25 protein-coding genes are annotated in these 24,754 nt (G+C 68.3%); 11 read left to right on the forward strand and 14 right to left on the reverse strand.

Going from position 1 to position 24,754, the window contains the following annotated elements; translation table 11 throughout:
- Positions 1 to 71 precede the first annotated feature (71 nt).
- Complete coding sequence (locus EXE46_RS08515; protein ID WP_137687994.1) at positions 72 to 572, reverse strand: metal-dependent hydrolase; 501 nt, start codon at positions 570 to 572, stop codon at positions 72 to 74.
- A 119-nt stretch (positions 573 to 691) separates the two neighbouring features.
- On the opposite strand from EXE46_RS08515, the gene EXE46_RS08520 reads away from it, so the two are divergent.
- From EXE46_RS08520 to EXE46_RS08535, 4 genes are all read left to right on the forward strand, one after another.
- Positions 692 to 1,822, forward strand: coding sequence for a pyridoxal phosphate-dependent aminotransferase (locus EXE46_RS08520; protein WP_137687995.1), 1,131 nt, complete (start codon positions 692 to 694; stop codon positions 1,820 to 1,822).
- Positions 1,819 to 2,316, forward strand: a complete 498-nt coding sequence (locus EXE46_RS08525) for a PaaI family thioesterase (protein WP_137687996.1) — start codon at positions 1,819 to 1,821, stop codon at positions 2,314 to 2,316. The genes EXE46_RS08520 and EXE46_RS08525 overlap by 4 nt, the downstream gene beginning before the upstream one ends.
- 53 nt (positions 2,317 to 2,369) lie before the next feature.
- The gene (ileS, locus tag EXE46_RS08530) at positions 2,370 to 5,522 is read left to right on the forward strand and encodes an isoleucine--tRNA ligase (RefSeq protein ID WP_137687997.1); all 3,153 of its coding nucleotides are present in this window, start codon (positions 2,370 to 2,372) and stop codon (positions 5,520 to 5,522) included.
- Between the two features lie 176 nt (positions 5,523 to 5,698).
- Complete coding sequence (locus EXE46_RS08535; RefSeq protein ID WP_137687998.1) at positions 5,699 to 6,172, forward strand: N-acetyltransferase; 474 nt, start codon at positions 5,699 to 5,701, stop codon at positions 6,170 to 6,172.
- 42 nt (positions 6,173 to 6,214) lie between these two features.
- On the opposite strand, the gene lrpA1 is transcribed toward EXE46_RS08535, so the two are convergent.
- The 3 genes from lrpA1 to EXE46_RS08550 form a co-directional block, all read right to left on the reverse strand.
- On the reverse strand, positions 6,215 to 6,643 hold the full coding sequence (gene lrpA1, locus EXE46_RS08540; protein WP_137687999.1) for an HTH-type transcriptional regulator LrpA1: 429 nt from the start codon (positions 6,641 to 6,643) through the stop codon (positions 6,215 to 6,217).
- 83 nt (positions 6,644 to 6,726) lie between these two features.
- On the reverse strand, positions 6,727 to 7,665 hold the full coding sequence (locus EXE46_RS08545; RefSeq protein WP_137688000.1) for a thiamine pyrophosphate-dependent enzyme: 939 nt from the start codon (positions 7,663 to 7,665) through the stop codon (positions 6,727 to 6,729).
- Between the two features lie 2 nt (positions 7,666 to 7,667).
- Positions 7,668 to 9,563: a 2-oxoacid:acceptor oxidoreductase subunit alpha gene (locus tag EXE46_RS08550; protein ID WP_137688001.1), complete on the reverse strand. Its 1,896-nt coding sequence runs from the start codon at positions 9,561 to 9,563 to the stop codon at positions 7,668 to 7,670.
- A gap of 173 nt (positions 9,564 to 9,736) precedes the next feature.
- Here EXE46_RS08550 and dph5 point away from each other — a divergent pair, with 173 nt between their 5' ends.
- The 3 genes from dph5 to EXE46_RS08565 all read left to right on the forward strand — a co-directional run bounded on the left by dph5 (position 9,737) and on the right by EXE46_RS08565 (position 11,543).
- Complete coding sequence (gene dph5 / locus EXE46_RS08555) at positions 9,737 to 10,534, forward strand: diphthine synthase (protein ID WP_137688002.1); 798 nt, start codon at positions 9,737 to 9,739, stop codon at positions 10,532 to 10,534.
- A gap of 132 nt (positions 10,535 to 10,666) precedes the next feature.
- A complete protein-coding gene (locus EXE46_RS08560; RefSeq protein ID WP_137688003.1) occupies positions 10,667 to 11,053 on the forward strand; it encodes a CBS domain-containing protein in 387 nt (128 codons plus the stop codon).
- Positions 11,054 to 11,168: 115 nt separating this feature from the next.
- Positions 11,169 to 11,543 carry a cyclic nucleotide-binding/CBS domain-containing protein gene (locus tag EXE46_RS08565; RefSeq protein WP_137688004.1) on the forward strand — a complete coding sequence of 125 codons (375 nt, stop codon included), beginning with the start codon at positions 11,169 to 11,171 and terminating at the stop codon, positions 11,541 to 11,543.
- Between the two features lie 43 nt (positions 11,544 to 11,586).
- Here EXE46_RS08565 and EXE46_RS08570 read toward each other — a convergent pair whose 3' ends face one another.
- The 9 genes from EXE46_RS08570 to EXE46_RS08610 all read right to left on the reverse strand — a co-directional run bounded on the left by EXE46_RS08570 (position 11,587) and on the right by EXE46_RS08610 (position 19,848).
- Complete coding sequence (locus EXE46_RS08570; RefSeq protein ID WP_137688005.1) at positions 11,587 to 12,834, reverse strand: DUF4010 domain-containing protein; 1,248 nt, start codon at positions 12,832 to 12,834, stop codon at positions 11,587 to 11,589.
- A gap of 186 nt (positions 12,835 to 13,020) precedes the next feature.
- Positions 13,021 to 13,983, reverse strand: coding sequence for an archaeosortase A (artA, locus tag EXE46_RS08575; RefSeq protein WP_137688006.1), 963 nt, complete (start codon positions 13,981 to 13,983; stop codon positions 13,021 to 13,023).
- Positions 13,984 to 14,074: 91 nt separating this feature from the next.
- Positions 14,075 to 14,527 (reverse strand): transcription elongation factor Spt5, encoded by a 453-nt coding sequence (locus tag EXE46_RS08580; RefSeq protein ID WP_092921212.1) that lies wholly within the window; start codon positions 14,525 to 14,527, stop codon positions 14,075 to 14,077.
- Positions 14,527 to 14,703: a protein translocase SEC61 complex subunit gamma gene (locus EXE46_RS08585; protein WP_006628863.1), complete on the reverse strand. Its 177-nt coding sequence runs from the start codon at positions 14,701 to 14,703 to the stop codon at positions 14,527 to 14,529. Before EXE46_RS08585 ends, EXE46_RS08580 begins: the two co-directional genes overlap by 1 nt.
- Positions 14,704 to 14,779: 76 nt before the next feature.
- Complete coding sequence (ftsZ, locus tag EXE46_RS08590) at positions 14,780 to 15,940, reverse strand: cell division protein FtsZ (RefSeq protein WP_137688007.1); 1,161 nt, start codon at positions 15,938 to 15,940, stop codon at positions 14,780 to 14,782.
- A gap of 146 nt (positions 15,941 to 16,086) precedes the next feature.
- Entirely contained in the window at positions 16,087 to 17,499 is a 1,413-nt protein-coding gene (locus EXE46_RS08595) for a D-aminoacyl-tRNA deacylase (RefSeq protein ID WP_137688008.1), read from the reverse strand.
- A gap of 94 nt (positions 17,500 to 17,593) precedes the next feature.
- A complete protein-coding gene (locus tag EXE46_RS08600) occupies positions 17,594 to 18,544 on the reverse strand; it encodes a calcium/sodium antiporter (RefSeq protein ID WP_137688009.1) in 951 nt (316 codons plus the stop codon).
- Between the two features lie 82 nt (positions 18,545 to 18,626).
- Positions 18,627 to 18,821, reverse strand: a complete 195-nt coding sequence (locus EXE46_RS08605; protein ID WP_137688010.1) for a hypothetical protein — start codon at positions 18,819 to 18,821, stop codon at positions 18,627 to 18,629.
- Between the two features lie 106 nt (positions 18,822 to 18,927).
- On the reverse strand, positions 18,928 to 19,848 hold the full coding sequence (locus tag EXE46_RS08610) for a PhzF family phenazine biosynthesis protein (protein ID WP_137688011.1): 921 nt from the start codon (positions 19,846 to 19,848) through the stop codon (positions 18,928 to 18,930).
- Between the two features lie 180 nt (positions 19,849 to 20,028).
- Here EXE46_RS08610 and EXE46_RS08615 point away from each other — a divergent pair, with 180 nt between their 5' ends.
- Together EXE46_RS08615 and EXE46_RS08620 are read left to right on the forward strand one after the other, a co-directional pair.
- Complete coding sequence (locus EXE46_RS08615) at positions 20,029 to 21,375, forward strand: alkaline phosphatase family protein (RefSeq protein ID WP_137688012.1); 1,347 nt, start codon at positions 20,029 to 20,031, stop codon at positions 21,373 to 21,375.
- 140 nt (positions 21,376 to 21,515) lie between these two features.
- Positions 21,516 to 22,025, forward strand: a complete 510-nt coding sequence (locus EXE46_RS08620; protein WP_137688013.1) for a hypothetical protein — start codon at positions 21,516 to 21,518, stop codon at positions 22,023 to 22,025.
- 10 nt (positions 22,026 to 22,035) lie between these two features.
- On the opposite strand, the gene EXE46_RS08625 is transcribed toward EXE46_RS08620, so the two are convergent.
- The gene (locus EXE46_RS08625) at positions 22,036 to 22,776 is read right to left on the reverse strand and encodes a hypothetical protein (RefSeq protein ID WP_137688018.1); all 741 of its coding nucleotides are present in this window, start codon (positions 22,774 to 22,776) and stop codon (positions 22,036 to 22,038) included.
- Between the two features lie 140 nt (positions 22,777 to 22,916).
- Between EXE46_RS08625 and EXE46_RS08630 the strand changes: the two genes are divergently transcribed.
- Positions 22,917 to 23,582 carry a DUF6517 family protein gene (locus tag EXE46_RS08630; RefSeq protein ID WP_137688014.1) on the forward strand — a complete coding sequence of 222 codons (666 nt, stop codon included), beginning with the start codon at positions 22,917 to 22,919 and terminating at the stop codon, positions 23,580 to 23,582.
- A 265-nt stretch (positions 23,583 to 23,847) separates the two neighbouring features.
- The coding region (locus EXE46_RS16815) for a hypothetical protein (protein ID WP_158413935.1) at positions 23,848 to 24,754 on the forward strand (907 nt) is incomplete at its 3' end.

Raw genomic sequence — 24,754 nt, forward strand, 5'->3', positions numbered from 1 at the left:
TTCGCCGGGCACCCGGTAACGACTCGCCGGTGATCAGCGGAACAGTTCGAAGGCGATCTACGGCCGCCTATTTATAAGCCCAATCCGGCAGCCGCCTCCGACGCCGCGGACAGGTCCAGATCGAGGCTCACGACGTAGGTGTGGATCGCCCAGAAGCCCGCCAGCTCGACGGCGGTGATGATCACGGTGACGAGGTCGGCGTACTTGCTGCTCGTCGTCACGCCCGTCGGCATCCCGAACTCCCGGTCCGAGAACGGATGGAACAGCGCGATGCCCCGCTTGCTCCCGATCACGTCGAGAATGTAGTGTGTCAACACGCCAATCCACACGTACTGGAGGTTCCCGAAGACGATCGGGTACGCGAGGAACACCGCGAGCACGGGGAGGCTGTGGAGCGTCTTCCGGTGACGGCCGAAGGCGGTGTCGACGTCGGGGAACAGCGCCCCCAACACGACCGGAACGATGATCTCGGCGACGGTCGTCGCGGTCGCGGCGTCGAGCCCCGGCTCCACGATGAAGCCGAGCCCGAGCGCGAGCAGTAGGCCGTTGAGGACGTGGCCGCGTTTGTTCATGACGTTCCGTGTGCGGGTCGGCAGGTCAAACCACCGGATCGCGGTGACGCCGGTAGGCCGAGCGTACCGCGTCCGGGGCCGGTCGAAAGAGCCACGGCGACCGCGTCCGACCGGACCGTATGGAGTACGAGGAGCCGAAGTTCTTCCACGTGATGCAGTACGCCGCGGCCGCCGACGGCGACGTCATCGACATGGTGAGCGGCAACCCCGACTGGGAGCCGCCCGCCGCGCTCCGCGATGCGCTCCGCGAGTACGCGGACCTGCCGCCCGCCGACTTCCAGTACCCGCCGAGCGACGGGCTCCGCGAACTCCGGGAGGCGGTCGCCGAGCGGCGCGGCGTCGCCCCCGAGCGCGTGGTCGTCACCAACGGCACCGGCGAGGCGAACTACCTCGCGATGGCGCGCGCGCTCGACCGCGACGCCGGCGACGAGGCGCTGCTGATGGACCCCGTCTACCCGTACTACCCCGGGAAGACGTACCTGCTCGGCGGCGAGCCGACGCTCGTGCCCACCGCCCGCGACGGGAGCCTCGACGTGGACGCGGTCCGCGAGGCGGCGAGTTCGGACACCGCCCTCATCGTCTTAAACACGCCGAACAACCCGACGGGCGCCGTCTACGACCTCGACGCGATCCGCGAGGTCGTCGAGGTCGCATCGACCGTCGACGCCGTGGTCGTCGTCGACGAGGTGTACGACCGGTTCGATCTGGCCGGCGCCTTCGAGTCGGCGCTGACGCTCGACTCGGACCGCGTGATCGTCACGAGCGGCTTCTCGAAGTCGATGGCGATCACGGGCTTTCGCGTCGGCTTCGGCGTGTTCCCCGAGGCGCACGTCGACGCCGCGAAGACCCGGCACATGCTCGTGAACGTCACCGGCGCGCGTCCCTCGCAGTACGCGGTGTACCACGCGCTCGCGGAGACGGAGCCGGACTACTACGACGCGTCGCGCGACCTGCTCGCCGACCGCGTCGACGCGTTCACCGACGCCCTCGACGCGGCCGGCGCGGAGTACTCCCGTCCGGAGGGGGCCTTCTACGTGCTCGCGCGCTTCGAGGGGTTCCCCGGCACGATGGCGAACGTCAAGCGCCTGATCGACGAGGCGGGCGTCGCCGGGATGCCCGGCGAGGCGTTCGGCACCGCCCGCGCCGAGTGGATCCGCTTCGCGCTGGTGACGCCCCGCGCGGCCGAGGCCGCGGAGCGGCTGGCGGACTACTTCGCCGACGAACCGGTCGACCGGTCCGAGGACAGATGAGCGACGATCCGATCCTCGAGTACTTCAACCGGAGCCCGTATCGGACCCTCTTGGAGATCGAAGTGACCGAGGCCGCCGACGGCCGCGCAGCCGGACGACTCCGGTTCGCCGAGAAGCACTCCTCGAACCGCCGCCGGCCGATCGCGCAGGGCGGCGTCGCCTTCTCGCTGGCCGACAGCGTGGCGGGCGCGGCAGCGACCGCGCTCGTCGGGTCCCCCACGCCGACGATCGACTTCCGGATCGACTACCTCGCGCCCGCGACCGGGGACCTCGTCGCGACCGCCGACGTCGTCCGGGAGGGCGGCGAGACCGCCGTTGTCGACGTCACCGTCGCACAGGTTGAGGGCGGGCGAGACGGCGACGCGAGCCCCGAGACCTCCCTCGACCCTCGCGAGGCGGTCGCCGCGGGGGAGTCCGTCGCGGTCGGCCGCGGCGTGTACAAGACGAGCGACCTGCCCGCGGACGCGCCGTGGGACATCGACCAGGGCGACTGAACCGTTCCCACGACTCCGCCGTATTCAAATACGCGCGCGCAGACCAACAGCGTATGGAGCAGATCGACGACCAGTACGCGCCCGCCGACGTCGAGTCGACGGTCGACGAGTACTGGGACGAACACGACGCCTACGAGGCGGCGAAGGAGGCGCACGCCGACGACCCGCCGTTCTTCTTCGTGGACGGTCCGCCGTACACCTCCGGTCAGATGCACCTCGGGACGGCCTGGAACAAGACGCTGAAGGACGCCGTCATCCGGTACGAGCGGATGACCGGCCACCGCGTCACCGACCGCCCGGGCTACGACATGCACGGGCTCCCGATCGAGGTGAAAGTCGAGGAGGAGCTCGGCTTCGAGAGCAAGCGCGACATCGAGGAGTACGGGATGGAGGCGTTCATCGAGAAGTGCAAGGAGTTCGCCTTAGAGAACCGGGCGGCGATGGACGAGGACTTCCAGTCCATCGGCGCGTGGATGGACTGGGAGAACCCCTACGAGACGATCTCGCCGGAGTACATGGAAGCCGCCTGGTGGGCGTTCTCCGAGGTCGCCGACAACGGGCTCGTCGAGCAGGGGAAGCGCTCTATCTCGCAGTGCCCGCGCTGTGAGACCGGGCTCGCGAACAACGAGGTCGAGTACGAGGACGTCGAGGACCCGTCGATCTACGTGAAGTTCCCGCTCGCCGACCGCGAGGGGAGCCTCGTCATCTGGACGACGACCCCGTGGACGATCCCCGCGAACACCTTCGTCGCCGTCGACGAGGAGCTCACCTACAACGCGGTCCGCGCCGAGAAAGACGGCGAGGAGGAGCTGCTGTACGTCGCCGCCGAGTGCGTCGAGGACGTGTTACAGGAGGGCCGCTACGAGAGCTACGAGGTCGAGGCCGAGCTGACCGGCGACGAGCTCGTCGGCTGGGCGTACGACCACCCGCTCGCCGACCGCGTCGCCGAGTATCCCGACTTCGAGGGCGCCGGGCGGGTGTACGCCGCCGACTACGTGGAGGCGGACCGCACCGGGCTCGTCCACTCCGCCCCGGGCCACGGGGAGGAGGACTTCCACCGCGGCACGGAGCTCGGGCTCGACATCCACTGCCCCGTCGGGCCGAACGGCGAGTTCACCGACGACGCCGGCGAGTACGCGGGCCAATTCGTGCGCGACGCGAACGACGACATCGTCGAGGACTTGGTCGCCGACGGCCACATGCTCGCGCACGGCACCGTCGACCACAGCTACGGCCACTGCTGGCGCTGTGACACCGGGATCATCCAGCTGGTCACCGACCAGTGGTTCATCTCGATCACGGACGTGAAAGACGACCTCCTCGACAACATGGAGGACTCCGAGTGGCACCCCGAGTGGGCGCGGGACAACCGGTTCCGCGACTTCATCGAGGACGCCCCCGACTGGAACGTCTCCCGCCAGCGCTACTGGGGCGTCCCGATCCCGATCTGGGTGCCGGAGGACGCCGAGGCGGGGAACCTCGACGAGGACATGGTCGTGATCGGCACTCGCGAGGAGCTCGCTGAGCGCGTCGAGGAGGACGTCGACCCCGACTCGATCGACCTCCACCGACCCTCGGTCGACGACCTGACGATCGTCGAGGACGGGACCACCTACCGCCGCGTCGAGGACGTGTTCGACGTGTGGCTCGACTCCTCGGTCGCCTCGTGGGGGACGCTCGGCTACCCGAGCGAGACGGATGCCCACGACGAGCTGTGGCCCGCCGACCTCATCATCGAGGCGCACGACCAGACCCGCGGCTGGTTCTGGTCGCAGCTCGGCATGGGGACCGCCGCGGTCGACGAAATCCCCTACGAAGAGGTGCTGATGCACGGCTTCGCCAACGACGAGGACGGCCGCAAGATGTCGAAGTCGGTCGGCAACATCGTCACGCCCGAGGAGGCGATCGAGCGCGCCGGGCGCGACCCGCTCCGCACCTACCTCCTCAGCCACGACCAGCAGGGCGTCGACCTCGCGTTCGAGTGGGACGGGCTCGGCGAGATACAGGGGAAGCTCAACATCCTCTGGAACGTGTTCCGGTTCCCGCTGGAGTACATGGATCTGGACGGCTACGACCCGGCCGACGCGGACCTCTCGGACGGCGAGCTCGAACTCGTCGACGAGTGGGTGCTCTCGCGGCTCCAGTCCGTCGAGGCCGAGGTCGCCGACGCGTGGGAGGACTACCGCGTCAGCGACGCCGTCAACGCCGTGATCGAGTTCGTCACGCAGGACGTCTCGCGCTTCTACGTGAAGGCGGTGCGCGACCGCATGTGGGAGGAGGCGGACTCCGACTCGAAACGCGGCGCGTACGCCACGCTCGCGACCGTCCTCGACGAGGTGATCCGGCTGCTCGCCCCGATCGCCCCGTACCTCACCGAGCGGATGTACCAGCGGCTCGACGGCGAGGCGACGACGGTCCACGCGCTGTCGTACCCCGACCCGGACGGCGACCTGCGCGACCCCGACCTCGAACGCGACGTGGCGGTCTTCCGCGACGTCGAAGAGGCGGCCGCCAACGCGCGCCAGCAGGCCGGTCGGAAGCTCCGCTGGCCGGTGCCGCGCGTGGTCGTCGAGACCGACGACGAGACGGTCGTGGCCGCGGTCGAGCGGCTCTCCGACCTGATCGCCGACCGCGTCAACGCCCGCGAGGTGGTCGTCACCGACGCCTTCGACGAACTGGTCGAGACCGCGGAGCCGCAGATGGCCGCCATCGGGCCGGCGTTCGGCGGCGACGCCCAGAAGGTTATGGAGGCGGTTCAAGGCGCGACCCGCGCCGACGTTGAGGGGGGCGAGGTCGCCGTCGACGGTGACCCCGTCGACCTCGACGACGAGATGGTCGAGTACGTCGCCGAACCGCCGGCAAACGTCACCGGCGCCGACTTCGAGGGCGGGACCGTCTACGTCGACACCTCGTTGACTCCGGAGATCGAATCCGAGGGGTACGCGCGCGACGTGATCCGCCGGACGCAGGAGATGCGCAAGGAGCTGGACCTCGACGTGGAGGCGCGGATTCGCCTCGGCGTCGCGGTCGACGACGAGCGCGTCGCCGGCTTCGTGGACGATCACGCCGACCTGATCGCGGGCGAGGTGCGGGCCGACGCGTGGCTCGACGACCCGAGCGCCGCCGCCGACGCGGAGGGCGGCCTCGTCGAGGAGTGGGAGGTCGAGAGCGTGGCGGTTACGATCGGGATCGAGCCGGTCGCGTAGGTTTCCGGCGGGCCCACTCTCCCGTCGCCGGGCCGATTCTTCTGTCGCCGGGCTGTCTCTCCCGTCGCCGGGCTGACTCTTCCGTCGTCGCGATGATTCCCTCGTCGCCGCGCCGATACCGTGCGAATCGTTCGCATCCCGAAACCTATAGGTGCGTTCTTTACTCACGGTCGAACATGGATGTCCGGGCGGCTCGGCCCGACGACGCGGAGGACCTGCGAACGGCGGTCTCGCGAGCCCGCGAGCAGACGGTGTTCGACGATATCGGAGCACCCTTACTCGACGTCTCCGCCGCCGGCGTCCGCGAGGCCGCCGCCGAGGCCGAGTGGTCGTTCCTGATGGAACACGACGCGGAGGGACCTGTCGGGCTGGCGATCGCACACCCGGACCCGGACGGAGCGGAGGCGGAGCTGCTGGCCCTGTGGGTTCACCCGAACCGCGCGGGAGAAGGCGTCGCGGACGAGCTCCTCGCGCGCGTCGGGAACGCGCTCGCCGCCCGCGGGGTCGAAACCCTGCGTGCGACGGTCCCCGCGGACCGACCCAGCGCGGAGGAGTTCTTCAGCGCGCACGGCTTCACGACCCGGGGGACTCATCGAAGTCCCGCGGGCGACGAGTCGATCGTCGTCGCGGACCCGCACGCGCTCACGTAACCCGCGGACGCGATGACGAAGAGGAGCCAGTCTCCGTCGGACTTACTTCAGCCGCTCTTGGAGGAAGGAGGGGTGCGCCGCGGTGACGCCGTCGACGCCGAGCAGCTTCTCCGAGATGACGTCGCCCAGCTCGTCGCCGTCGCCGGCGCGGACCTCGGCCATCAGCATGTGGTCACCGGAGGAGGTGTACAGCGCTTGGACCTCCGTGAGCGACTTCAGCTCCCGGGTGGCCTCCACGTACTGGCCGGAGTCGACGTCCATTCCGACCATGGCGATCGACTGCGAAGAGAGCTTCTTCGGGTCGACCTCGGCGGAGTAGCCGACGATCACGCCCCGCTCTTCGAGGCGGTCGATGTACTTTCGCACCGTCGGCTTCGAGACGTCCGCCCGTTCGGCGATCTCTCCGCAGGACGCCTGCGCGTCCTCTTCTAACACGGAGAGGATCCGCTCTTCCGTCGATACGGTACTCATACTACTGGGTTTGTCACCAATGAAAAAATACCTTGCGAATCAAAAAACGAAGCCACCGCGCCGTGAACGGCCGCCGCTCCCGCTCAGGCGTGTTTGTCGAGGAACATGTCGTGGGAGCGCTCCCACTCGTACTCGTCGTCCCAGTAGCGCTCGGCGAGCGGCTCCTCGGGCATCTCGCCGATCGCGCGCTTCTCCTCGCCGTACGACGGGCGGTCCTCGTCGACGTAGAAGCGGCCGGTGAGCACCTCGCCCTCGTAGAGCGACTCCTCGGTCTCGCGCATCATCTCCTGGGCCTCGACGCGGTCCGTCTTATCGAACTCGTAGTCGTCGGAGTCGTTGACGTCGATGTACGGGACGTACTGGCGCGCGTCCTTGTTCCAGGTCGGACACTGGGTGAGGAAGTCGACGTGCGCGAAGCCGTCGTGTTCGATCGCCTCGGTGATGATCTCCTTCGCCTGGTTCGGGTTCACCGCAGCCGTCCGAGCGACGTAGGAGGCGCCGGCGTTGAGCGACATCGAGAGCGGCTTCACCGGCTCCTTGGCGCTGCCGTGGGGCTGGGTCTTCGACTTGTGGCCCTTCGGGCTGGTCGGAGAGGTCTGGCCCTTCGTGAGCCCGAAGATCTCGTTGTTGAACACGATGTACGTCATGTCGTGGTTCTCCCGGGCCGTGTGGATGAAGTGGTTCCCGCCGATCCCGTAGCCGTCGCCGTCGCCGCCGGCGGCGATCACTTCGAGGTCGGGGTTCGCGAGCTTCGCGGCGCGGGCCACGGGCAGCGAGCGCCCGTGGATCGTGTGGAACCCGTACGTGTCGAGATAGCTGTTCAGCTTACCGGAACAGCCGATACCGGTACAGAGCAGCGTCTCCTCGGGCGTGCGCCCGACTTCCGGAAGCGCCTGTTTCAGCGCCTTCAGGACGCTGAAGTCACCGCAGCCCGGACACCAGGTCGGCTGCGGCTCCACGCCGGGGGTGTACTCGTCGCGGTCGATCTCCCGCTCCTCACCGATTGCTGAAAACGTGCTCATTGTTAGTCACCTGCAGCTGGGACGAAGGTAGTCTGGTGGCCGGACGCGTCGCCGTCGCCCTCGATTATCGCGGCCTCGAACCCGTCGACGACCTCCGCCGGCTCGAACGGGTTCCCGTTGTACTTCAACAGGCTCGACAGCTTCTCGCCGTAGCGGCCGAGGTTCTTCTGGACGAGCCCGCGGAACTGTCCGGACGCCGTCATCTCGACGACGAGGACCTCGTCGACGCTCTCGACGAACGCCTCGACCTGCTCGGTCGGGAACGGGAGCATGTCGGAGACGCCGTACGACTTCACCGAGATCCCGGCGTCGTTGAGGCGACCGACCGCCTCCTCGACGGTGCCTTGCTGGCTGCCGAACGTGAGGATACCGTACTCGGCGTCCTCGGGGCCGGCGTACGAGCCCGTGTCTTCCCCGTCGAGGTCGGCACGGATCGCCTCCAGCTTCTCCGTCCGCCGGTCGATCTGCGCGACGCGGTTGTCGGGCGACTCGGCGATGTGGCCGGTCGGGTCGTGCTCGTTGCCGGTCGCGAGGAAGCGTCCGCCCTTCTGCCCGGGGATCGACCGCGGCGAGACGCCGTCCTCGACGTCGTGCTGGAAGCGGTGGAACTTCCCGTCGCCGGAGTGCGGCTCGTCGGCGAGCGCGTCCTCGGAGAGCGTCTTCCCGAGGTCCGGGTTCGGATCGCGGTCGAAGTGGCTCTTCGGGACGTTCTTCAGCTCGCCGCCGAGCTTCTGGTCGTACAGGAGGATCGTCGGGATCTGGTACTCGTAGGCGAGTCGGAAGGCGAGTCGCGACTGCTCGTACGCCTCCTCGACGGTGCCGGGAGCCAGCACGACGCGCTGGGAGTCACCCTGCGAGGTGTAGAGGACGTGTTCGAGGTCGGACTGCTCCGGCTTCGTCGGCATCCCGGTCGACGGGCCGGCGCGCATGGCCTCGACGAGAACGACGGGCGTCTCCGTCATCTCCGCGAGCCCGAGCGGCTCGGACATCAGCGCGAACCCGCCGCCGGAGGAGCCGGACATCGCCTTGACGCCGGCGTGGGAGGCGCCGACCGCGAGCGCGGCCGCGGCGATCTCGTCTTCCACCTGCTCGGAGATCCCGCCGAGCTTCGGCAGGTTCTTCGTCATGATGGTGAACACCTCGGTCCACGGCGTCATCGGGTAGCCGGAGATGAACCGACATCCCTCGTCGATGGCGCCGTAGGAGATGGCGTCCGAGCCGGACATGAGCAGCTGCGTCTCGTCGTGTTCGCCGGTCGGGACCGACACGTCCGGCGCGTCGATGTCGTACTCTTCTTGGACCTGGTTGTACGCGGTTTCGAGGATCTCGAGGTTGGGTTCGAGGATCTTCTCCGGCATCGCGTCGCGCATCAGGTCCTCGACGTGGCCGAGTTCCATGCCCGTGATCGCGCAGGTCGCGCCGACGCCGGCGGTGTTGCGCATGACCTCGCGACCCATGTCGCGGGCGAGCCCGCGGAGGTCGAGCGGGTAGACGTGCCAGTCGTTCTCCTCGGCGCGCTCCTCGAAGTTCGGGATCTCGGAGGCGTCGAGCAGCCCCTCGTCGTAGATGATCACTCCGCCCTCGCGGAGCTCGTCTAAGTTCTCCGAGAGCGGCTTGATCTCCTCGTTGCCGTAGACGGCCTCCTCCTGCGGGTTGCGGGCGAACGAGTCGCCCAGCGCGAGGAGGAAGTTGTAGCCGTCCCCTCGGGATTCGACGGGGCCCGCCGACGCGCGGACCTCGGTGTAGGTGTGGCCGCCGCGGATCCGCGACGGGTAGTGCCGATGCGTGAAGACGTTGAGCCCCGATCGCATCAAGGCCTTCGCGAAGTTCTGGCTGGTCGAAGCGATCCCGTCACCGGACCCCCCCGATATCCGCCAGATGAGTTCGTCGTCAGTCATAGTGGTGTGTGAGCCCGAGTGGGCCTCGTGGCCGGAAGTTGTGTTGGTTCCCTCTTAGGGCTTGCTATGGAATCCCAAGGGACAATCATGAAGGTCTATTAGGGAGTCACTCCGGCTCACGGTACCGACCGGGGTTCCGCGTCCTTTTACTTCGCCGCGCGCCGAGCGCTCGCATGCTCACGTTCATCGGACTCGGCCTCTACGACGAGCGGTCCGTCACCGTCGAGGGGCGGGAAGCGCTCCGCGAGGCCGACCGCGTCTTCGCGGAGTTTTACACCAGCCGGCTGGTCGGCGCCGACGTCGACGACTTGGAGGCGCACCACGGCGTCGACGTCGAGGTGCGCGACCGCGAGGGGGTCGAGCGGGACCCGGAGCCGATCCTCGACGCGGCCGAGTCCGGCGACGCCGCGTTCCTCACCGCGGGCGACACGATGATATCGACCACCCACACCGACCTCCGGCTCCGCGCCGAGGAACGCGGGATCGACACGCGGGTTATCCACGGCGTGACCGCCCAGTCGGCCGCGTCGAGTCTCACCGGCCTCCAGAACTACCGGTTCGGGAAGGCGACGACGCTCCCGTTCCCGTACGCCCACGGCGGCGACGACGTGCCGGCGAGCGTGGTAGAGACGATCGAGGCGAACCGCGAGCGCGGGCTCCACACGGTCGTCTACCTCGACATCAAGGTCGGGACGGGTCCGACCGGGCCCGGCCCCGACCACGAGGAGTACATGACCGCGGACGTCGCCGCGGACTTGCTCGCCGAGGGGTGGCGCGACGAACTCGCGGTCGTCGTCGCGCGCGCCGGATCGCCGGACGCGCTGGTCACCGCCGACCGACTGAGCGCGCTCGCCGAGCGCGAGTTCGGCGACCCGCTCCACCTGCTCGTGATACCGGGCGACCTCCACCACGTCGAGGCTGACGCGCTCGTCGGTCTCGCGGACGCCCCGGAGACGCTCGTCGGCGAGTAACGCCCGCGGGGAGTGGCCGGCGCTCGCGGAGTGTGAGAGCCGGCACTCGCGGAGTGCGAGCCGTCTCCGGCGAGCGCCGCCGGACGGGATTGACCGCACGATTAATTATCATGGTTAGCGTTACCACGAGGCATGAACGACGTTCCGATCGACCGGCTGATGTCGACCGATCTCACGACGATCGAACGGGGGGCGGCCGCCGCCGACGCGGCGAAGCGAATGCGCGAGACCGGCGTCAGCTCGATCCTCGTCGTCGAGGCCGACGGGACGCTGGCCGGGCTCATCACCGCGACGGACTTCGTCGCGCTCGTCCGCGACAACGACCCGAAGGACCGGACGCCGGTCGAGGCGTTCATGACGACCGACGTCGTCACCGTCGGCCGCGACGACACCGTCGCGGAGCTGGCGGAGCCCACCGCACACGGCTACACCCACCTCCCGGTGACCGACGACGACGGCAGGCCGATCGGCATGGTGTCGACGACGGACCTCACGGCCCACCTCTCGCGGGCGACGTGACGCGGGAGCCGCCGAGAGGCGGCTCGTCCGGTGCGACTCGTCTGCCCGGTCGGCCCGGCCGAATTCCGTTGTGCGTTCCGGAAGAGTAATGAGACGTGCTAACACATCCTGACGCATGGATCTCGACGACAGGACCCGCGTCGCGGACGTGATGTCGACGCCGCTGGAGACGATCGGGGCGGACGCGCCGATCCGGGACGCCGCCCGGCGAATGCGCGACGACGACATCAGCGCGCTCGTCGTGACGACCGGCGGCGGCTGTATCGTCACGCAGAGCGACGTCGTCGGCGCAGTCGCCGACGGGCTCGACCCGGAGACGACGACGGTCCGCGACGTGATGACCGAGGACGTCGAGACGGTGACCCCTGACCTCATGATGCAGGAGGTCGCCGCGATGATGACCATGTACGGCGTGAAACACCTCCCGGTCGTCGACGACGACTACGTCGGGATGGTGTCGTCGACGGACATCGCCGAACACCTCTCGTAACGGCGAGAGTCCCCGACCGCGTCTGTTCCCCGTCGGACGCCGCTCACAACAGCAGCAGCGGTACTCCCGCGATCACGCCCACGGCTATCAGGAGGAGGTTCCAGAGGAACACCGGTCGGACCAGTTCGCGCGCGATACTCGCCGCGAAGGCGGTCTTGATCAGGATGCTGGCGGCGGTGCCGGCGACCACGCCCGCGACCGCGGTGTCGACGCCGATCTGTCCGGTACCGAGGAGCGAGACGGCCGTGGTGGTCGAGGTCCCCGACGAGACCAGTCCGGCGAGGAACGACGTGGCGACGAACCCGCCCGCGCCGAACGTCTCCTCGGCGATCGCCGAGGCGAGCAGCACGAGCAGGAAGAGCCCGCCGAACGTCAGCGCGTTCCGCAGGCTGAACGGCGAGGTGAGTTCGGCCTCCATCGTCGTCCGCCAGTCGCTGCGCCACACCGCGACGCCGATCCCGGCGACGGTGATCGCGCCGAGCGGCGCCCCGACGACGAGCGCAGCCTCGGGGACGAAGGCGGCCACCACCGCAGCGTTCCGGAACGCCATCGCCGCGTTCGCGAGCAGGATCGACCCCACCGCGATCTCGCCCAGATCCGCCCGCCCCTTCGCTCGCTTCGCCATCTCGGCGACGACCGCCGTCGAGTTGACGAGTCCGCCGAAGAAACCCGTCACCGCGTAGCCGCGCCCCTGGTACCGCTTCACTAGCACGTAGTTGACGAAGCCGATGGCGCTGACCGCCACCACGAGCGACCAGACCAGCCGCGGCTGGACCGCGTTCCACGGGTCGATCGTCTCCGCGGGGAGGAGGGGGAAGACGACGAACGCGAGGATGGTGAACTCGACCGCGCTGCGCACCTCCTGTCGAGAGAGTCCCCACGCGAAGGCGTGGAGCTCCCGTTTCAGCACGAGCAGGAGCGACGAGAGCACGGCCACCGTCACCGACTCGATGAACAGCCCCTCGGCGACGAGGACCCCCACGCCGTAGGCGACGAGCATCGACGCGGACGTCGTCAACGAGAGTCCGTCGACCTCGGCCTCGACGAAGCTCCGAACCGCCAGAAGCACCGCGCTGGCGACCACCAGCACGCCGCCGACGACGAGCAGCCCGGGCTCGTCGACGAGCGAGAACACCGCGGCCGCGAGGCTGACGAGCGCGAACGTCCGGATCCCCGCCGACTTCTGCGACCACTCCCGTTCCAGCCCGAGGAACATGCCGAGCGCGGTCGCTAACGCCAGCTTTGCGACGTTCGTCTCCAGGTAGACGAACGGGTCGACCGCCCCCATCACCGGATATCACCCCGTCGCGACCGCGTTCCGCGGCCGGAGCCCGGCGATCCATCTCGCGTCCTGGTAGTCATAATCGCTCGTACTCGTCACCGATGTCTATAGCTTGCTATATAGTACTATGTATTTTGAGAGTCCGGGACGCGACCGCCCCAGGTCGCCAGCCGGTGCCGGCGACCGCTCTCCGGCCTACCGGTTCGTCGGCTCGCGCGGGAGGTCGAGCGCCTCCGTCAGGTCGTGCTCCTCGCCGGTGATGAGGTAGAGGACGTCCTCCAAGATGACCGCGAGTTCGGGCAGCTCTCGGACCGCGAGGAAGGTGATCGCGATGAGCGCCACCACCGCCAGCAGCTGGCTCATTATCCGGTCGGAGATGAGGAACGAGACCCGATACGGGTCGGTCGCGCCGAACATCGTCAACACCAGATCGGGGTACCAGTGCATGTACTGGTTGCCCGCCACCACCGAGATGAACGTCGTCCGGAGGATGTTCAACACGTAGATGAGCGGGAGCGACACCGCGAGCGCGCGGAGCTTCCGGGAGAGCGGCGCCTGAACGGCGGCCACGAGCCCGCCGAAGATCGCCATGCTTCCGAGCCCTGTACACGCCAACACGATGTGGATGACGACGGTGTGGCCGTCGTCCAGCGTCCACGAGTACGCCGCGTCGTACCCCTCGCTGCTCGTCACCGCCTCCGGCGCGTAGCCGAGGAGGTCGATGAGCATCCCCGTCTGCGTCGCGACGATCTCGATGAGGATCCGGCGCGGCTCCGGGACAGAGAAGCCGGCGACGGTGAACGCCGGAATCGTCTCGAACGGGAGGTAGATGAATAACATGAATGCGATCGCCCGGGTGAGCGTGAACAGCGACGCGCGTCCGTCGTACAGGAGGTACCCCGCGTACACGCTGGCGGGGAAGCCGACCAAGGCGAGGATCGACTCGACGTAGCTCTGGTGTTCGAACGCGAAGTACGGCACCGTCGACAGCCAGAAGAGCCCGAACAGCGCCCACGTCGCGGCCGCGAGCGTGCGTCCCGCGGCCAACCCGCGGCTGTCGAGCAGCCACGCCGTCGCGAAGAGGATCGCGACGATCCACGCGAACGTGAACGTGTCGGGGATAACGCTCAACACCGCCGGCACGCCGTGGCCGAACATATCCGTGTAGTCCGTCGTCGTCGAATAAAGCCCTTGTCGTTGCGTGCGGTTCCGGCGTCAGAGCGGAACGTCGGCCGTCGAATACGAGCGGCTACCGCTCCTCGCTGTCGAGGACGCGAATCTGGTCGCCGCGGACCGTCACCGGGATCGGGACGGTCGCCTCGTACAGCTCGACGGTCACCTGGTCTTTCCCCTCGTCGATGCGCTGGACGCGCGCCTTCTCGCCCTTGAACGGGCCGGCGATCAGCTCGACGATGTCGCCTTCGGCGATCCCCTCCACGTCCGGGGTCGGCGAGAGGAAGTGTTCGACCTCGGAGAAGGGGCTCTCGGCGGGTCCGTCACCGCCCTGAATGACGCCGCGGGCGTGCGGGATCTCGTCGAGGATGCGCCCGAACGCGGTCCCGTCGGTCGCCTCGACCATCACGTAGCTCGTGAGCTGGTCGGGGGCGATGACGGCCTGGATCTCCGGCGTCTCCTTCTCGGCGAGCATGTCGGCGACGGTGCGCTCCTGGCTCGCCGTCGTCTTGACCGAGTATATCGGCATTACGCGCCGACCCCCGGGAGGAGGCTCATGATCGCGAACATCAGGAAGCCGATGAATCCGATGAGTAAGATCCCGGCGCCGGCGATCTTCGACACCTGGAGGAACTCGTCGGTGCTCGGCGTGCTCGCCAGCTTCAGCACGCGAATGTAGCTGTTGAGGTCGTACGGAACGTCCATGTTGTCTGCCGGTTCGAGACGAGACGGTTTTTACCTTTTGATGCGCCGCTGAGCGGTCGAGATCGGGGCGGTCGAACTACTCGACGTAGTCGATGTCCTCGACGTCGCTCGGCGCGGCGTCGCCCTCCGGCGGCTCGCCGTTGCCACCGTAGATCTGGGGCGACTCGACGCCCGTCACGACGATCATCGTCCGCATCTCGCCCTCCAGCTCGTCGTCGACGGAGGTCCCCCAGATGATCCGCGCGTCGGGGTCGATCCGGTCGTATATCTCCTCGACGACGCCCTCGGCCTCCTCGATGGACATGTCGGTGCCGCCGGTGACGTTCACGAGCGCGGAGTTCGCGCCGGAGATGTCGACGTCGAGCAGCGGCGAGCGCAGCGCGGACTTCACCGAGTCCTGCGCCTTCGAGTCGGAGTCGGACTCACCGAGCCCGATCATCGCGACGCCGCCCTTCTCCATCACGGTGCGGACGTCGGCGAAGTCGAGGTTGACCAGCCCGGGCATCGTGATGAGCTCCGTGATCCCCTTCACCGAGCGCATCAGGACCTCGTCGGACACCTTGAACGCCTGCCGGACCGGGAGCTTCCCGACCGCGTCGAGCAGGCGGTCGTTGGGGACGACGATGACCGTGTCGCTCACGTCGCGGAGCCGTTCGAGACCGGCCTCGGCGTTCGTCCGTCGGACCTCGCCCTCGGCCGTGAACGGCGTCGTGACGATGGCGATGGTCAAGGCGCCCGACTCGCGGGCCGCCTTCGCGACGACCGGCGCCGAGCCGGTCCCCGTGCCGCCGCCGAGCCCGGCGGTGACGAACACCATGTCGGAGCCGTCGATGGCGTCTTGGATCTCCTCTTGGGACTCGATGGCCGCCTCCTCGCCGACCTGCGGCAGGGAGCCGGCGCCGCGACCCTGCGTCTTCTGCTGGCCCATGAGGATCTTCGTGTCGGCCTCGATGTTGACGAGGTGCTGGACGTCGGTGTTGGCGGCGACCAGCTTCGCGCCGTGAATACCCTCCTCGGTCATGCGGTTGACCGTGTTGCCGCCGGCGCCCCCGCAGCCGACGACCGTGATGTTCGTCTGGAGGTCTTGGAGGACGTCCTGTAGCTCGTCGTCGGTCATCGTCCCGGTCTGCGGCGGCGCGCCGGCGCTCCCCCCGGCGGCGCTCTCGCCGGCTCCCCCGGCGTCGTCTGCGGGGGCCTCTTCGGCTTCGTCGATGGCGTCCTCAACGATGGAGTCCATTATGTGGTGTGGTTGCGACCCGGACGTATTTATTTTTGCCCGTTCGTCTGACGCGAGTCGGACGCCGAAATCGACGGTCTCCGCCGCCGACCGCCGAGAGTACGGGCGTCGCGCTCGCGACCGCCACACGCGGCAGCGTATATAAATCAGTCGAGCGCCGACCCGTCGACCGGGAACCGGTCCGTCCGCGCCCGCGACACGGCTTCCGGCTCGACGGTCTCGCCGTCGACCTCGACGGGCTCTCCGTCGGCCAACCGCCCGAACGCCGGCCCCTCGGGAACGCCCAGCTCCGCCGCCAGCGACGGGTCGAACGCGTCCTCGCGGGCGACGACTGCGCTCCCCTCGGGCGCCACCTCGACCGCGTCGTAGTCCGCCTCCAACACCGTCGCCAGTCCCCCGACGAGATCGGCGTATCCGGGCGTATCCGGGCCACTCGCGAACGCGGCGCGGCCGCTCGCTCGGGTGCCATTCTGTTCCGTGTCGAAGGCGACGACGGTCGACTCCACAGCCGCCCGCGCCGCGTCGGCGTCGAGCCCCTGCGCCCGCGCGAGCAGCTCGGCCGGGAGGTCGCGGACGTCGACCGCGTCGGCGACGTCGCGGTCGCCGGCGCCCCCAACCCCGTCGGCTTTGACCGACCCGAACCGCAACCCCTCGTCGACCGGACCGATCTCGCCCTCCAGATACTCGACGAGCGGGAGCGGCGCGTCGCCGACCTCCCGGACCCACGTCTCGCTCACGACCCGATGGCCGAGGTCCTCGACGACCGCGGCGAGGTCCGGGCGGTCGCCGTCGATCACGGCGCGCTCGGCGCGGCTCCGCGCGAAGGCGGCGTCGATCACGTCTCGGTTCGCGTCCGGCGCGCCGAGGTCGGCGAGCGCCCAGTCGGCGCCCACGTGGCCCACCGCCCACTCGGTCTCGCGGACGATCCGCGTGAACCGCGGCGCGTAGTGACCGCCGCCGAACCCCACGACGTGGCGGGGGCGACTCCCGGCGTCGTCGCCGACCAGATCGGCGCCCGTCTCGCGCAGATCGAGGACCGCCCGCGCGACCGCCCGGGCCGCCTCGGGGTCCTCCCACTGCGGCTCGTCGGAGCCGAGCTCGACGAACAGGGACGGGACCGAGACGTCGGTCGGTCCGTGGTGCGTACACTCGATGCCTACCTCGTACCCGTCGGGCGCGTGCCGCGCGAGCGCCTCGACGACGCGCTTCTCGGCGCCCGGCGCGGCCCGCGCCAGCGACTCGGGCTCGCCGCCGTACTCGGCGCCGCCGAAGTTCCCGGTGACGTGCGCCGTGAGGAGTCGCCCGCTCTCCCCGGAGTGCCGGGAGACGAACGCGAGGAACTCGGGGTCGCAGTCGAACGCGCCGGTCGGGTCGGACAGGTGAATGTGGAGGTCGTCGAACTCTCGGAGTTCGAACCCGTCGGTCCGGTAGTACGTCCCGCCCCCGTCGGCGTCGGCCAGCGAGTCGTCCTCGCGCGCCTCCCACTCGCCGAGTTCAAGCAGCCGCTCGCCGATGTGCGCCGAGGCGCCGTCGGCCCGGCTGACGACGATCGCTATCACGACATCGGCTCCGCGGTCCGCGACCGAATACCCGTCGGTTCCGGTCGCCGGATCGCGCCGACGGCGGCCCGGCGACCGTTGCTCGCTCCCCCCGCTACGGAAGCAGCAGGTACACGAAGACGCCGTACCCGACGGTGAGGACCGCGCCGTCGACGCGGGTGATCCGGTCGCGATACGCCATCACCCCGACGATGGCGGCCGTGAACGCGAGCAGCGCGGGGAACTCGAACCCGCGGACGCCCGGCGCGACGCCGATGGGCGTCACCACGGCGACGATGCCGATGACGGCGAGGATGTTGTAGATGTTCGATCCGACGACGTTGCCGACGCTGAACTCCGCCTCGCCCCGCACCGCGGCCACGACGCTCGCGGCCAGCTCCGGCAGCGACGTGCCCAGCGCCAACACCGTGAGCCCGATGAAGATGTCCGAGAAGCCGGCGGCCGCCAACAGCGACTCGCTCCCGTCGATCAGCCATCGCGAGCCGAGGACGAGCGCGCCGATCCCCCCGACGACGATGGCCACGTCGCGGGCCTTCGCGTCCGGCATCTCGTCCCGCTCGCTGTCGGTGATCGCCGACTGGTTCGCCTGAACCCGTCGCAGGACCGCGGCGGTGAACGCGACGAGCACGGCGAGCAGCACGACCCCGTCGACGAACCCGACCCGCCCGTCCCAGCCGAGGCCGACGAGCAACAGCGCGGCCAGCACCATGAACGGGACGTCCCGGCGGAACACGGTGTCGGAGACGTCCAGCGGGCGGATGATCGCCGAGACGCCCAACACGAGCCCGATGTTCGCGATGTTCGAGCCGACGATCGCGCCGAGGCCGATGTCGGTCGACACCGTGACGGCGCCGAGCAGCGAGACGAACAGCTCCGGGGCGGTGGTCGCGAACGCCACGACGGTGACGCCGACGGTCGACGCCTTCAGTCCCACGGCGAGCGCGAGGTCCCTCGCGCCCGCGACGAGCAGTTCGGCGCCGGCGTACAGGAGGGCGGCACCGCCGGCGATCAACAGCAGTTCGACGAGTGGCGACCCGGGCAGCACGGCTCCCGGTTCGCAACGCCGTTTCAAAAGGGTCGTGATTCCGAATCGGTCGGTCCGGCGGCCGTCCCCTCCCGCTCCGCGATCAGGCGTGTCCCGCCCGGAACTCGCCGTGTTTCACGCCGAGCGCGAACGCGAGCGCGCCGAAGACGAGCATCGACGGGACGACCATCATCAGTGTCGTCTGGAGGGGCATCATCCCCGCGCCGATGAGGCCGCCGGCGCCGATCGCGACGATCAGTACGAGGATCGCTACCGCGCGTGGAAGGTCGAACTCCATGGACGGGATACGTCGCGAGCGATCCTAAACGTTCGGTCCGCGGTGTCGCCTTCCGCCGCGGTGCGACGGACTCGGCGGACGGGCTGTCGGGTCGCCCCGACGGTGGCTACGCCTCGATGATCTCGTCGTCCTCGTCGTCGGGAATCCGGAGCTCGCCGTCGAGCGCGACCGTCGCGCGCCCGCCGACCCGAACCCCGTCCGCCTCGACGCGCACGCGGACGTGACCCGGTCGGTCGACGAAGTGCCCCTGTTCGAACCGGAGTTCGTCCGGCTCGTCGCCCTCGAAGGCGTCGACGTGGCGGAGATACCCGCCGACCGCCCCGCTCGCGGTCCCCGTGACCGGGTCCTCGGGGATGCCGAGCGAGGGGACGAACGCCCGGCCGTGAAGCGTCGAGTCCGCGTCGAGCGCGTCGAAGGTGAACGCGTACACGCCGGCGACGTCGAACTCCTCGGCGAGCGCTTCGACCGCCCCGTCGTCCGGGTCGGCCTCGCCGAGGCGCTCCAAGAAGTTCACCGGGACGACGAGGAACGGCAGCCCGGTCGACGCGACCGCGACGGGGAGGTCCGCCCCGACGTCGCGCAGCGCGGCGGGGTCGACCCCGAGCGCGGCCGCGACCCGACCGAGGTCGACGTCGACGACCTCGACGCTCGGCGCCCGCTGTCGCATCCAGACGGTCCCGTCGTCGTCGACCGCGACCGCGATCTCACCGGCGTTCGTGCGGACCGTGCGCTCGCCGCCGTCGATCGTCCCCTCGGCGAACAGGGCGCCGTACGTGGCGATCGTGGCGTGACCGCAGAGGTCTACCTCCGTCGTCGGCGAGAAGTAGCGGAGCCGGTCGTCGGCCGCGCCGCCGCCCGCTCCGTCCGCGGCGGTCAGGAACGCCGTCTCCGAGGCGCCGAGTTCGGCGGCGACCGCGGCCATCTGGTCGTCGCTCAGTCCCTCTGCGTCGGGGACGACGCCGGCGGCGTTCCCGGCCAGCGGCTCCGCGGCGAACGCGTCGACGAGCAGCGCGCGTCGGGTCTCCATGTCCGCCCCTCCGCGGTCACGGTCAAAAAGCCTCCCGAGGGAGGCCGCTGCGACGGACGCCGGCCACCGGGCCCCCGGCTGTCCCTCTCGTCACTCGTCGCGGCGGACGGACGGGATCGGCCGCCGAACTCCCCCACCGCCGATGTCAATCCTTTTGCCCTCGACCGCGGATGGGTGTGTATGGGCCTCTTCGACCGGCTGCGGGGGAGCGACACGCCGCGCGTGGCGTTCATCGGGATCGACGGCCTCTCGTACCGGCTCGTCGCCGACAACCCGGAGACGTTTCCGACGCTGTCGGCCATCGCGAACGACGGCGAGGGGGGACGGATAGACAGTATCGTCCCGGCGGAGTCGAGCGCGTGCTGGCCGAGCCTCACGACCGGGAAGAACCCCGGCGAGACGGGCGTGTACGGCTTTCAGGACCGAGAGGTCGGCTCCTACGACACGTACGTGCCGATGGGGCGCGACGTTCAGGCCCCTCGGGTCTGGGACCGCGCCACCGACGCCGGACTCGACGCGACCGTGCTGAACGTCCCCGTCACGTTCCCGCCACAGCGGACGGTCCAGCGGATGGTCTCGGGCTACCTCTCGCCCGACCTCGACGCCGCCGCGCACCCCGAGGAGCTCCGCGAGTACCTCACCGGTAGCGACTACCGGCTGTCGGTCAACGCGAAGCTCGGCCACAAGGCGGACAAGACGGCGTTCTTAGAACACGCCCGCGAGACTCTCGACGCCCGCGCCGCCGCCTTCGAGCGGTACGTCGAGCGCGACGACTGGGACCTCTTCGTCGGCGTCTTTACCGCCCCCGACCGCGTCAATCACTTCCTGTGGGGCGACTACGAGGACGGTGGCAGGTACCGCGAGGAGCTGCTCGCCTTCCACGCCGCGCTCGACGACCACGTCGGCGCGGTCCGCGAGGCGCTCCCGGACGACGTCACGCTCGTCGTCGGCTCGACCCACGGGTTCCGTCGGCTACGGCACGACGTCTACTGTAACGAGTGGCTCGAACGCGAGGGGTGGCTCTCCTACGAGGACGACGACCACGACTCGCTGTCGGACATCGGCGACGACGCCCGCGCGTACTCGCTCGTCCCCGGGCGCTTCTACCTCAACGTGGAGGGCCGCGAGCCGAACGGCGTCGTCCCCGAGGAGGAGTACGAGGAGACGCGCGCGGAGCTTCGCGAGGCGCTGGAGTCGTGGACGGGTCCGGACGGGAACCCCGTCGTCGACCGAGTCGTCGACCGCGAGACCGTGTTCCGCGGCGACCACGCCGCCATCGCGCCGGACCTCGTCGCCGTCCCGAACGACGGGTTCGACCTCAAGTCCGGGTTCCGCCCCCACGACGGGGTGTTCGACCCCGACGGGCCGCGGACCGGGATGCACGCCTTCGGCGACGCCGCGCTGTTCGTCGACCACCCCGACGCGACGGTCGAGGACGCCGACCTCCTCGACGTCGCGCCCACCCTCCTCCGACTGCTCGACATCGACTACGGCCGCACGGACTTCGACGGCGCCAGCCTCGTCTGAGCCTTCCGCGACCCCACGCACCCGGCGCCGTCTCCCTTTTCGCTCGGACGTCGACCCCCTCTCCTTCCCCCCAGACGTCGACTCCCTCTCCTTCCCGGGGCGTCGACCGCATTGAAGTGAGTCCGCCGCCACCGACCGATATGGAGCGCACCCCCGACGGGACGCCCGTCGGCGTCGACGACCCGTACGCGGTCGCGGACGTCTGTGATCACCTCACGGACGACGGGCGCTGCCGCTTCGCGCTGACGCGGGCTGGCGACGCTCCCGAGTTCGCGGCGGCCCGCCGCACCGACGGCTACGACTGTCACGTCGGCGAAGACGGCGAGTGGCGCGCGTGCTCGCACTACCGCTCGACGACCGACGCGAAGACCTGCGTCCGGTGCGGAGTAGCGGACGTGCGACTGGCTCACGACGAGTCCCGCCCGCTCGTCGAGGAACACCACCTCTCGTACGGCGGCGACGACGCCCACGAGATCACGGTCGGGTTGTGTCGCTGGTGTCACGCCAAAGTCCACAATTCGATCGCTCGGATCGACGACGACGCGAATCCGGACCCCGAGGCGGTCGCGGAACGAGAGCGGCGCCGAGCGACGGAGCGCTCGGCGGGGGCGTTCGAACCCGCGAGCGAGCGGTACGACTCCGAGAAGTAGATCGGTGGGCTCAGGCGTCCGGCGCCGGCCGGATCAGGTTCGCCAGCGCGACGAGCAGCCCGAGGAACCAGCCGAGCGGGACCGAGATGCCGATCCACATCAGGACGTAGCCGAGTCCGGGGAGCCCCCACTGCTCGCCGAACGTCTCCAGGTCGAACGCGCCACGCAGCACCTCGTTTATTCCGCCCACCGCGAGGAACGTGTCGAGGATCCACCGCGCGAGGTCGTAGCTCGGGGGTAAGATTAGCTCCTCCAGCGTCGGCGTGACGAGCGCGGCGACGACCGGCGGTAAAAACAGCGCCGTCATCGCGAACGGGTACGCGAGCAGTACGCTGACGAAGCGCCCGCCGATCTTCGAAAATCCGGCGGCGAGGGCCGCTGAGACGACCGCCACCGCGCTCGCGGCGCCCACCGCGATCACGGCGTCGAACGGGAGCTGGAAGTGCGTGATCACGGTCAGCGCCCCCCAGACGACGGCCGCGACGACCACGGCGCCGGCGACGCCGATGCGCGTGACCGCCGAGTCGAGTTTTGCGGCGTAGTAGCGCGTGGCGAACCCGACGAGCAACAGGGGATACGCGACCGCGACGAGCGGCGCCCCCAACACGGCCCAGAGGTAGTACCCGACCGACTGGACGGACGTCTCGGGCTTCCACTTCCCCAAGACCGCGCTCGGATCGAGCTGTCGCGGGAAGACGATCTCCATCCAGGTCTCGTGGAGGCGGACCACGTCCAAGAAGAGCGCTTCCACCAGCCCGGTTTGTCCTCGACGTTCCATTTGCCTCACGTCGCGCGCGCCCCGACGTGAACTTTGTGCCTTCGGCTGCGGGGTTCTCGCGACCGATAGCCGCGCCGATAGGCTTAAAGAACTGTGTAGACCTAGCGCAAGACATGAATCGACGTGGACTGCTCGCGGCGATCGCCGCGTCAACGTCCGTCGCAGTCGCGGGCTGCGCCGGCCAAGACGGGAGCTACGAGTTCGACGCGGACCCCGCACGTGTCTCCGAGAGCGCGTACGCCGACTCTGCCTACACCGGCGAGGAACCGGAGTCGTACACTATCGACCGGGAGTTCAACGTGACGGGCGTGAACGCGGAGGTGACGGCCACGACGTGGGTCGCTCGGTACGTCAACTCGGAGACGCAGTCGGCGCTGTTCGTGGCGAGTACGCCGAACGCGTCGGTCGCCGGACAGTCGGTCAACCCGCTCGTCAGAGTCGAGGGCGGAGCCCTCATCAGGCGGCTCCTCAACCAGATCAACCAGCAGGCGGCGGGCAGCGGCGGGAACGCCGATATCCAAGCGGACGATCTCGAAGCGCGGGGCGAGGAGACGCGGACGATCCTCGGCGAGGAGTCCACCGTCTCGATCTTCGAGACGACGATCAGCGCCGACGCCGGCGGTGGGAACGAGAGTGGATCCGTCGAGGACATTCCCGTCCTCCTCTATCTCGCGACCGTTCAGCACGACGACGACGTGATCGCCCTCGTCGGCGTCCACCCCGTACAGATCGACCAAGCCGATCAGCTGCTCTCGATGATGGAAGCGGTCGAACACTGACCCGGCTCAGCGAGTTCCTCCCACGTCGATCCGTTCGTTTTCCAATCTGTTCTTCAAACCGCGGCCGAATATTCGCTTGCCAACCGCCGCAGTCATGCGATTATTTCTCTCAGCGGAAGCTTTCACGTTCGTAACACACTTATAAGCGATCGACCCGAGTGACAGATCCCGCGGTGTGACAAGAGGCGCTTCGTGGGGACTGCGTCGACGCTAGGCGTCGTGTCGCCCCGAGAGCGATCGCTCTGCCAGCCGTGGCCCGTTCGATATGTTCCGGACGCGATTGCTCCGTTGGTTGTCAGTGGGTATCGCTCTCTGTTTCGTTATCGGTGCCGTTGTGGTATTAACAATCTCAGGAGCGCACACTGCCTCGGGAGAATTATGGGATGTTGAGCGCGCGAGTGATCTTGAGATTGGAACTGAACAACAACAGGTAATCGCCAACGTAGAAGTTCTTGATTCGACTGAGCGTGTTAAATTTCATGTTGGCAATCTTGTCAGTTCTGGAGCAAAGTTAGATCCTAACGCCACATCATATCAAATAGATGTTGACGAAAAACCGAATAGCTCAGAGGTATACATAAAAAACCCGAACAGCTCAAACGCAACCATTGTTATATCTGCTTCAGCTATTTCTAGCACTAGACCATTTGACCTTCACATCGACAATATAGACACGACAAATGTTAGCCGGTACAATCGTGAGGGATCAAAAGTAAATCGAGCTATTACTTATACCGTTGAGCAGGGAGGAAACAAGGCAATTGTCGATTTCAGTGTGTCATATTCCGGTAATGTTGAATTTGAGCCAGATCCGTATGATGAATCGACACAATCAGTTTTCTACCAACACACCACTAACGACAGCCTGAGTGCGAATACCTCTGTGACAATTTGGAAAAAGAAAGACAATGGTGATATTGGTGAGAGGATCAAGACAGTAGAGGGAACAAACCAAAGCATATCTCTCAAAGATACCGGTATTGATGGCAAAAATGAACTAATAATCGGTCTTCACTCTTCCATTGATAGGCACGGTCTAAATGCTACGCTCTTCTGTAGGAGATTGTTGATACTGGCGAGCTGTCGCTGTCGTGTCGAAGAGGACAAGGACACCGCGTCAGCGGTGTCCGACACGGATGATTCCGCTAGATGTGTTTGGGTCGGAATCGGTC

It is taken from the genome of Halorubrum sp. GN11_10-6_MGM, from assembly GCF_005435165.1.
Classification (GTDB): domain Archaea; phylum Halobacteriota; class Halobacteria; order Halobacteriales; family Haloferacaceae; genus Halorubrum.

Excerpts from the sequence above, each read along its gene's own strand:
- EXE46_RS08515 (WP_137687994.1), bottom strand. The coding sequence starts at position 572 with ATGAACAAACGCGGCCACGTCCTCAACGGCCTACTGCTCGCGCTCGGG.
- EXE46_RS08520 (WP_137687995.1), top strand. The coding sequence starts at position 692 with ATGGAGTACGAGGAGCCGAAGTTCTTCCACGTGATGCAGTACGCCGCG.
- EXE46_RS08525 (WP_137687996.1), top strand. The coding sequence starts at position 1,819 with ATGAGCGACGATCCGATCCTCGAGTACTTCAACCGGAGCCCGTATCGG.
- ileS (WP_137687997.1), top strand. The coding sequence starts at position 2,370 with ATGGAGCAGATCGACGACCAGTACGCGCCCGCCGACGTCGAGTCGACG.
- EXE46_RS08535 (WP_137687998.1), top strand. The coding sequence starts at position 5,699 with ATGGATGTCCGGGCGGCTCGGCCCGACGACGCGGAGGACCTGCGAACG.
- lrpA1 (WP_137687999.1), bottom strand. The coding sequence starts at position 6,643 with ATGAGTACCGTATCGACGGAAGAGCGGATCCTCTCCGTGTTAGAAGAG.
- EXE46_RS08545 (WP_137688000.1), bottom strand. The coding sequence starts at position 7,665 with ATGAGCACGTTTTCAGCAATCGGTGAGGAGCGGGAGATCGACCGCGAC.
- EXE46_RS08550 (WP_137688001.1), bottom strand. The coding sequence starts at position 9,563 with ATGACTGACGACGAACTCATCTGGCGGATATCGGGGGGGTCCGGTGAC.
- dph5 (WP_137688002.1), top strand. The coding sequence starts at position 9,737 with ATGCTCACGTTCATCGGACTCGGCCTCTACGACGAGCGGTCCGTCACC.
- EXE46_RS08560 (WP_137688003.1), top strand. The coding sequence starts at position 10,667 with ATGAACGACGTTCCGATCGACCGGCTGATGTCGACCGATCTCACGACG.
- EXE46_RS08565 (WP_137688004.1), top strand. The coding sequence starts at position 11,169 with ATGGATCTCGACGACAGGACCCGCGTCGCGGACGTGATGTCGACGCCG.
- artA (WP_137688006.1), bottom strand. The coding sequence starts at position 13,983 with ATGTTCGGCCACGGCGTGCCGGCGGTGTTGAGCGTTATCCCCGACACG.
- EXE46_RS08580 (WP_092921212.1), bottom strand. The coding sequence starts at position 14,527 with ATGCCGATATACTCGGTCAAGACGACGGCGAGCCAGGAGCGCACCGTC.
- EXE46_RS08585 (WP_006628863.1), bottom strand. The coding sequence starts at position 14,703 with ATGGACGTTCCGTACGACCTCAACAGCTACATTCGCGTGCTGAAGCTG.
- ftsZ (WP_137688007.1), bottom strand. The coding sequence starts at position 15,940 with ATGGACTCCATCGTTGAGGACGCCATCGACGAAGCCGAAGAGGCCCCC.
- EXE46_RS08605 (WP_137688010.1), bottom strand. The coding sequence starts at position 18,821 with ATGGAGTTCGACCTTCCACGCGCGGTAGCGATCCTCGTACTGATCGTC.
- EXE46_RS08610 (WP_137688011.1), bottom strand. The coding sequence starts at position 19,848 with ATGGAGACCCGACGCGCGCTGCTCGTCGACGCGTTCGCCGCGGAGCCG.
- EXE46_RS08615 (WP_137688012.1), top strand. The coding sequence starts at position 20,029 with ATGGGCCTCTTCGACCGGCTGCGGGGGAGCGACACGCCGCGCGTGGCG.
- EXE46_RS08620 (WP_137688013.1), top strand. The coding sequence starts at position 21,516 with ATGGAGCGCACCCCCGACGGGACGCCCGTCGGCGTCGACGACCCGTAC.
- EXE46_RS08630 (WP_137688014.1), top strand. The coding sequence starts at position 22,917 with ATGAATCGACGTGGACTGCTCGCGGCGATCGCCGCGTCAACGTCCGTC.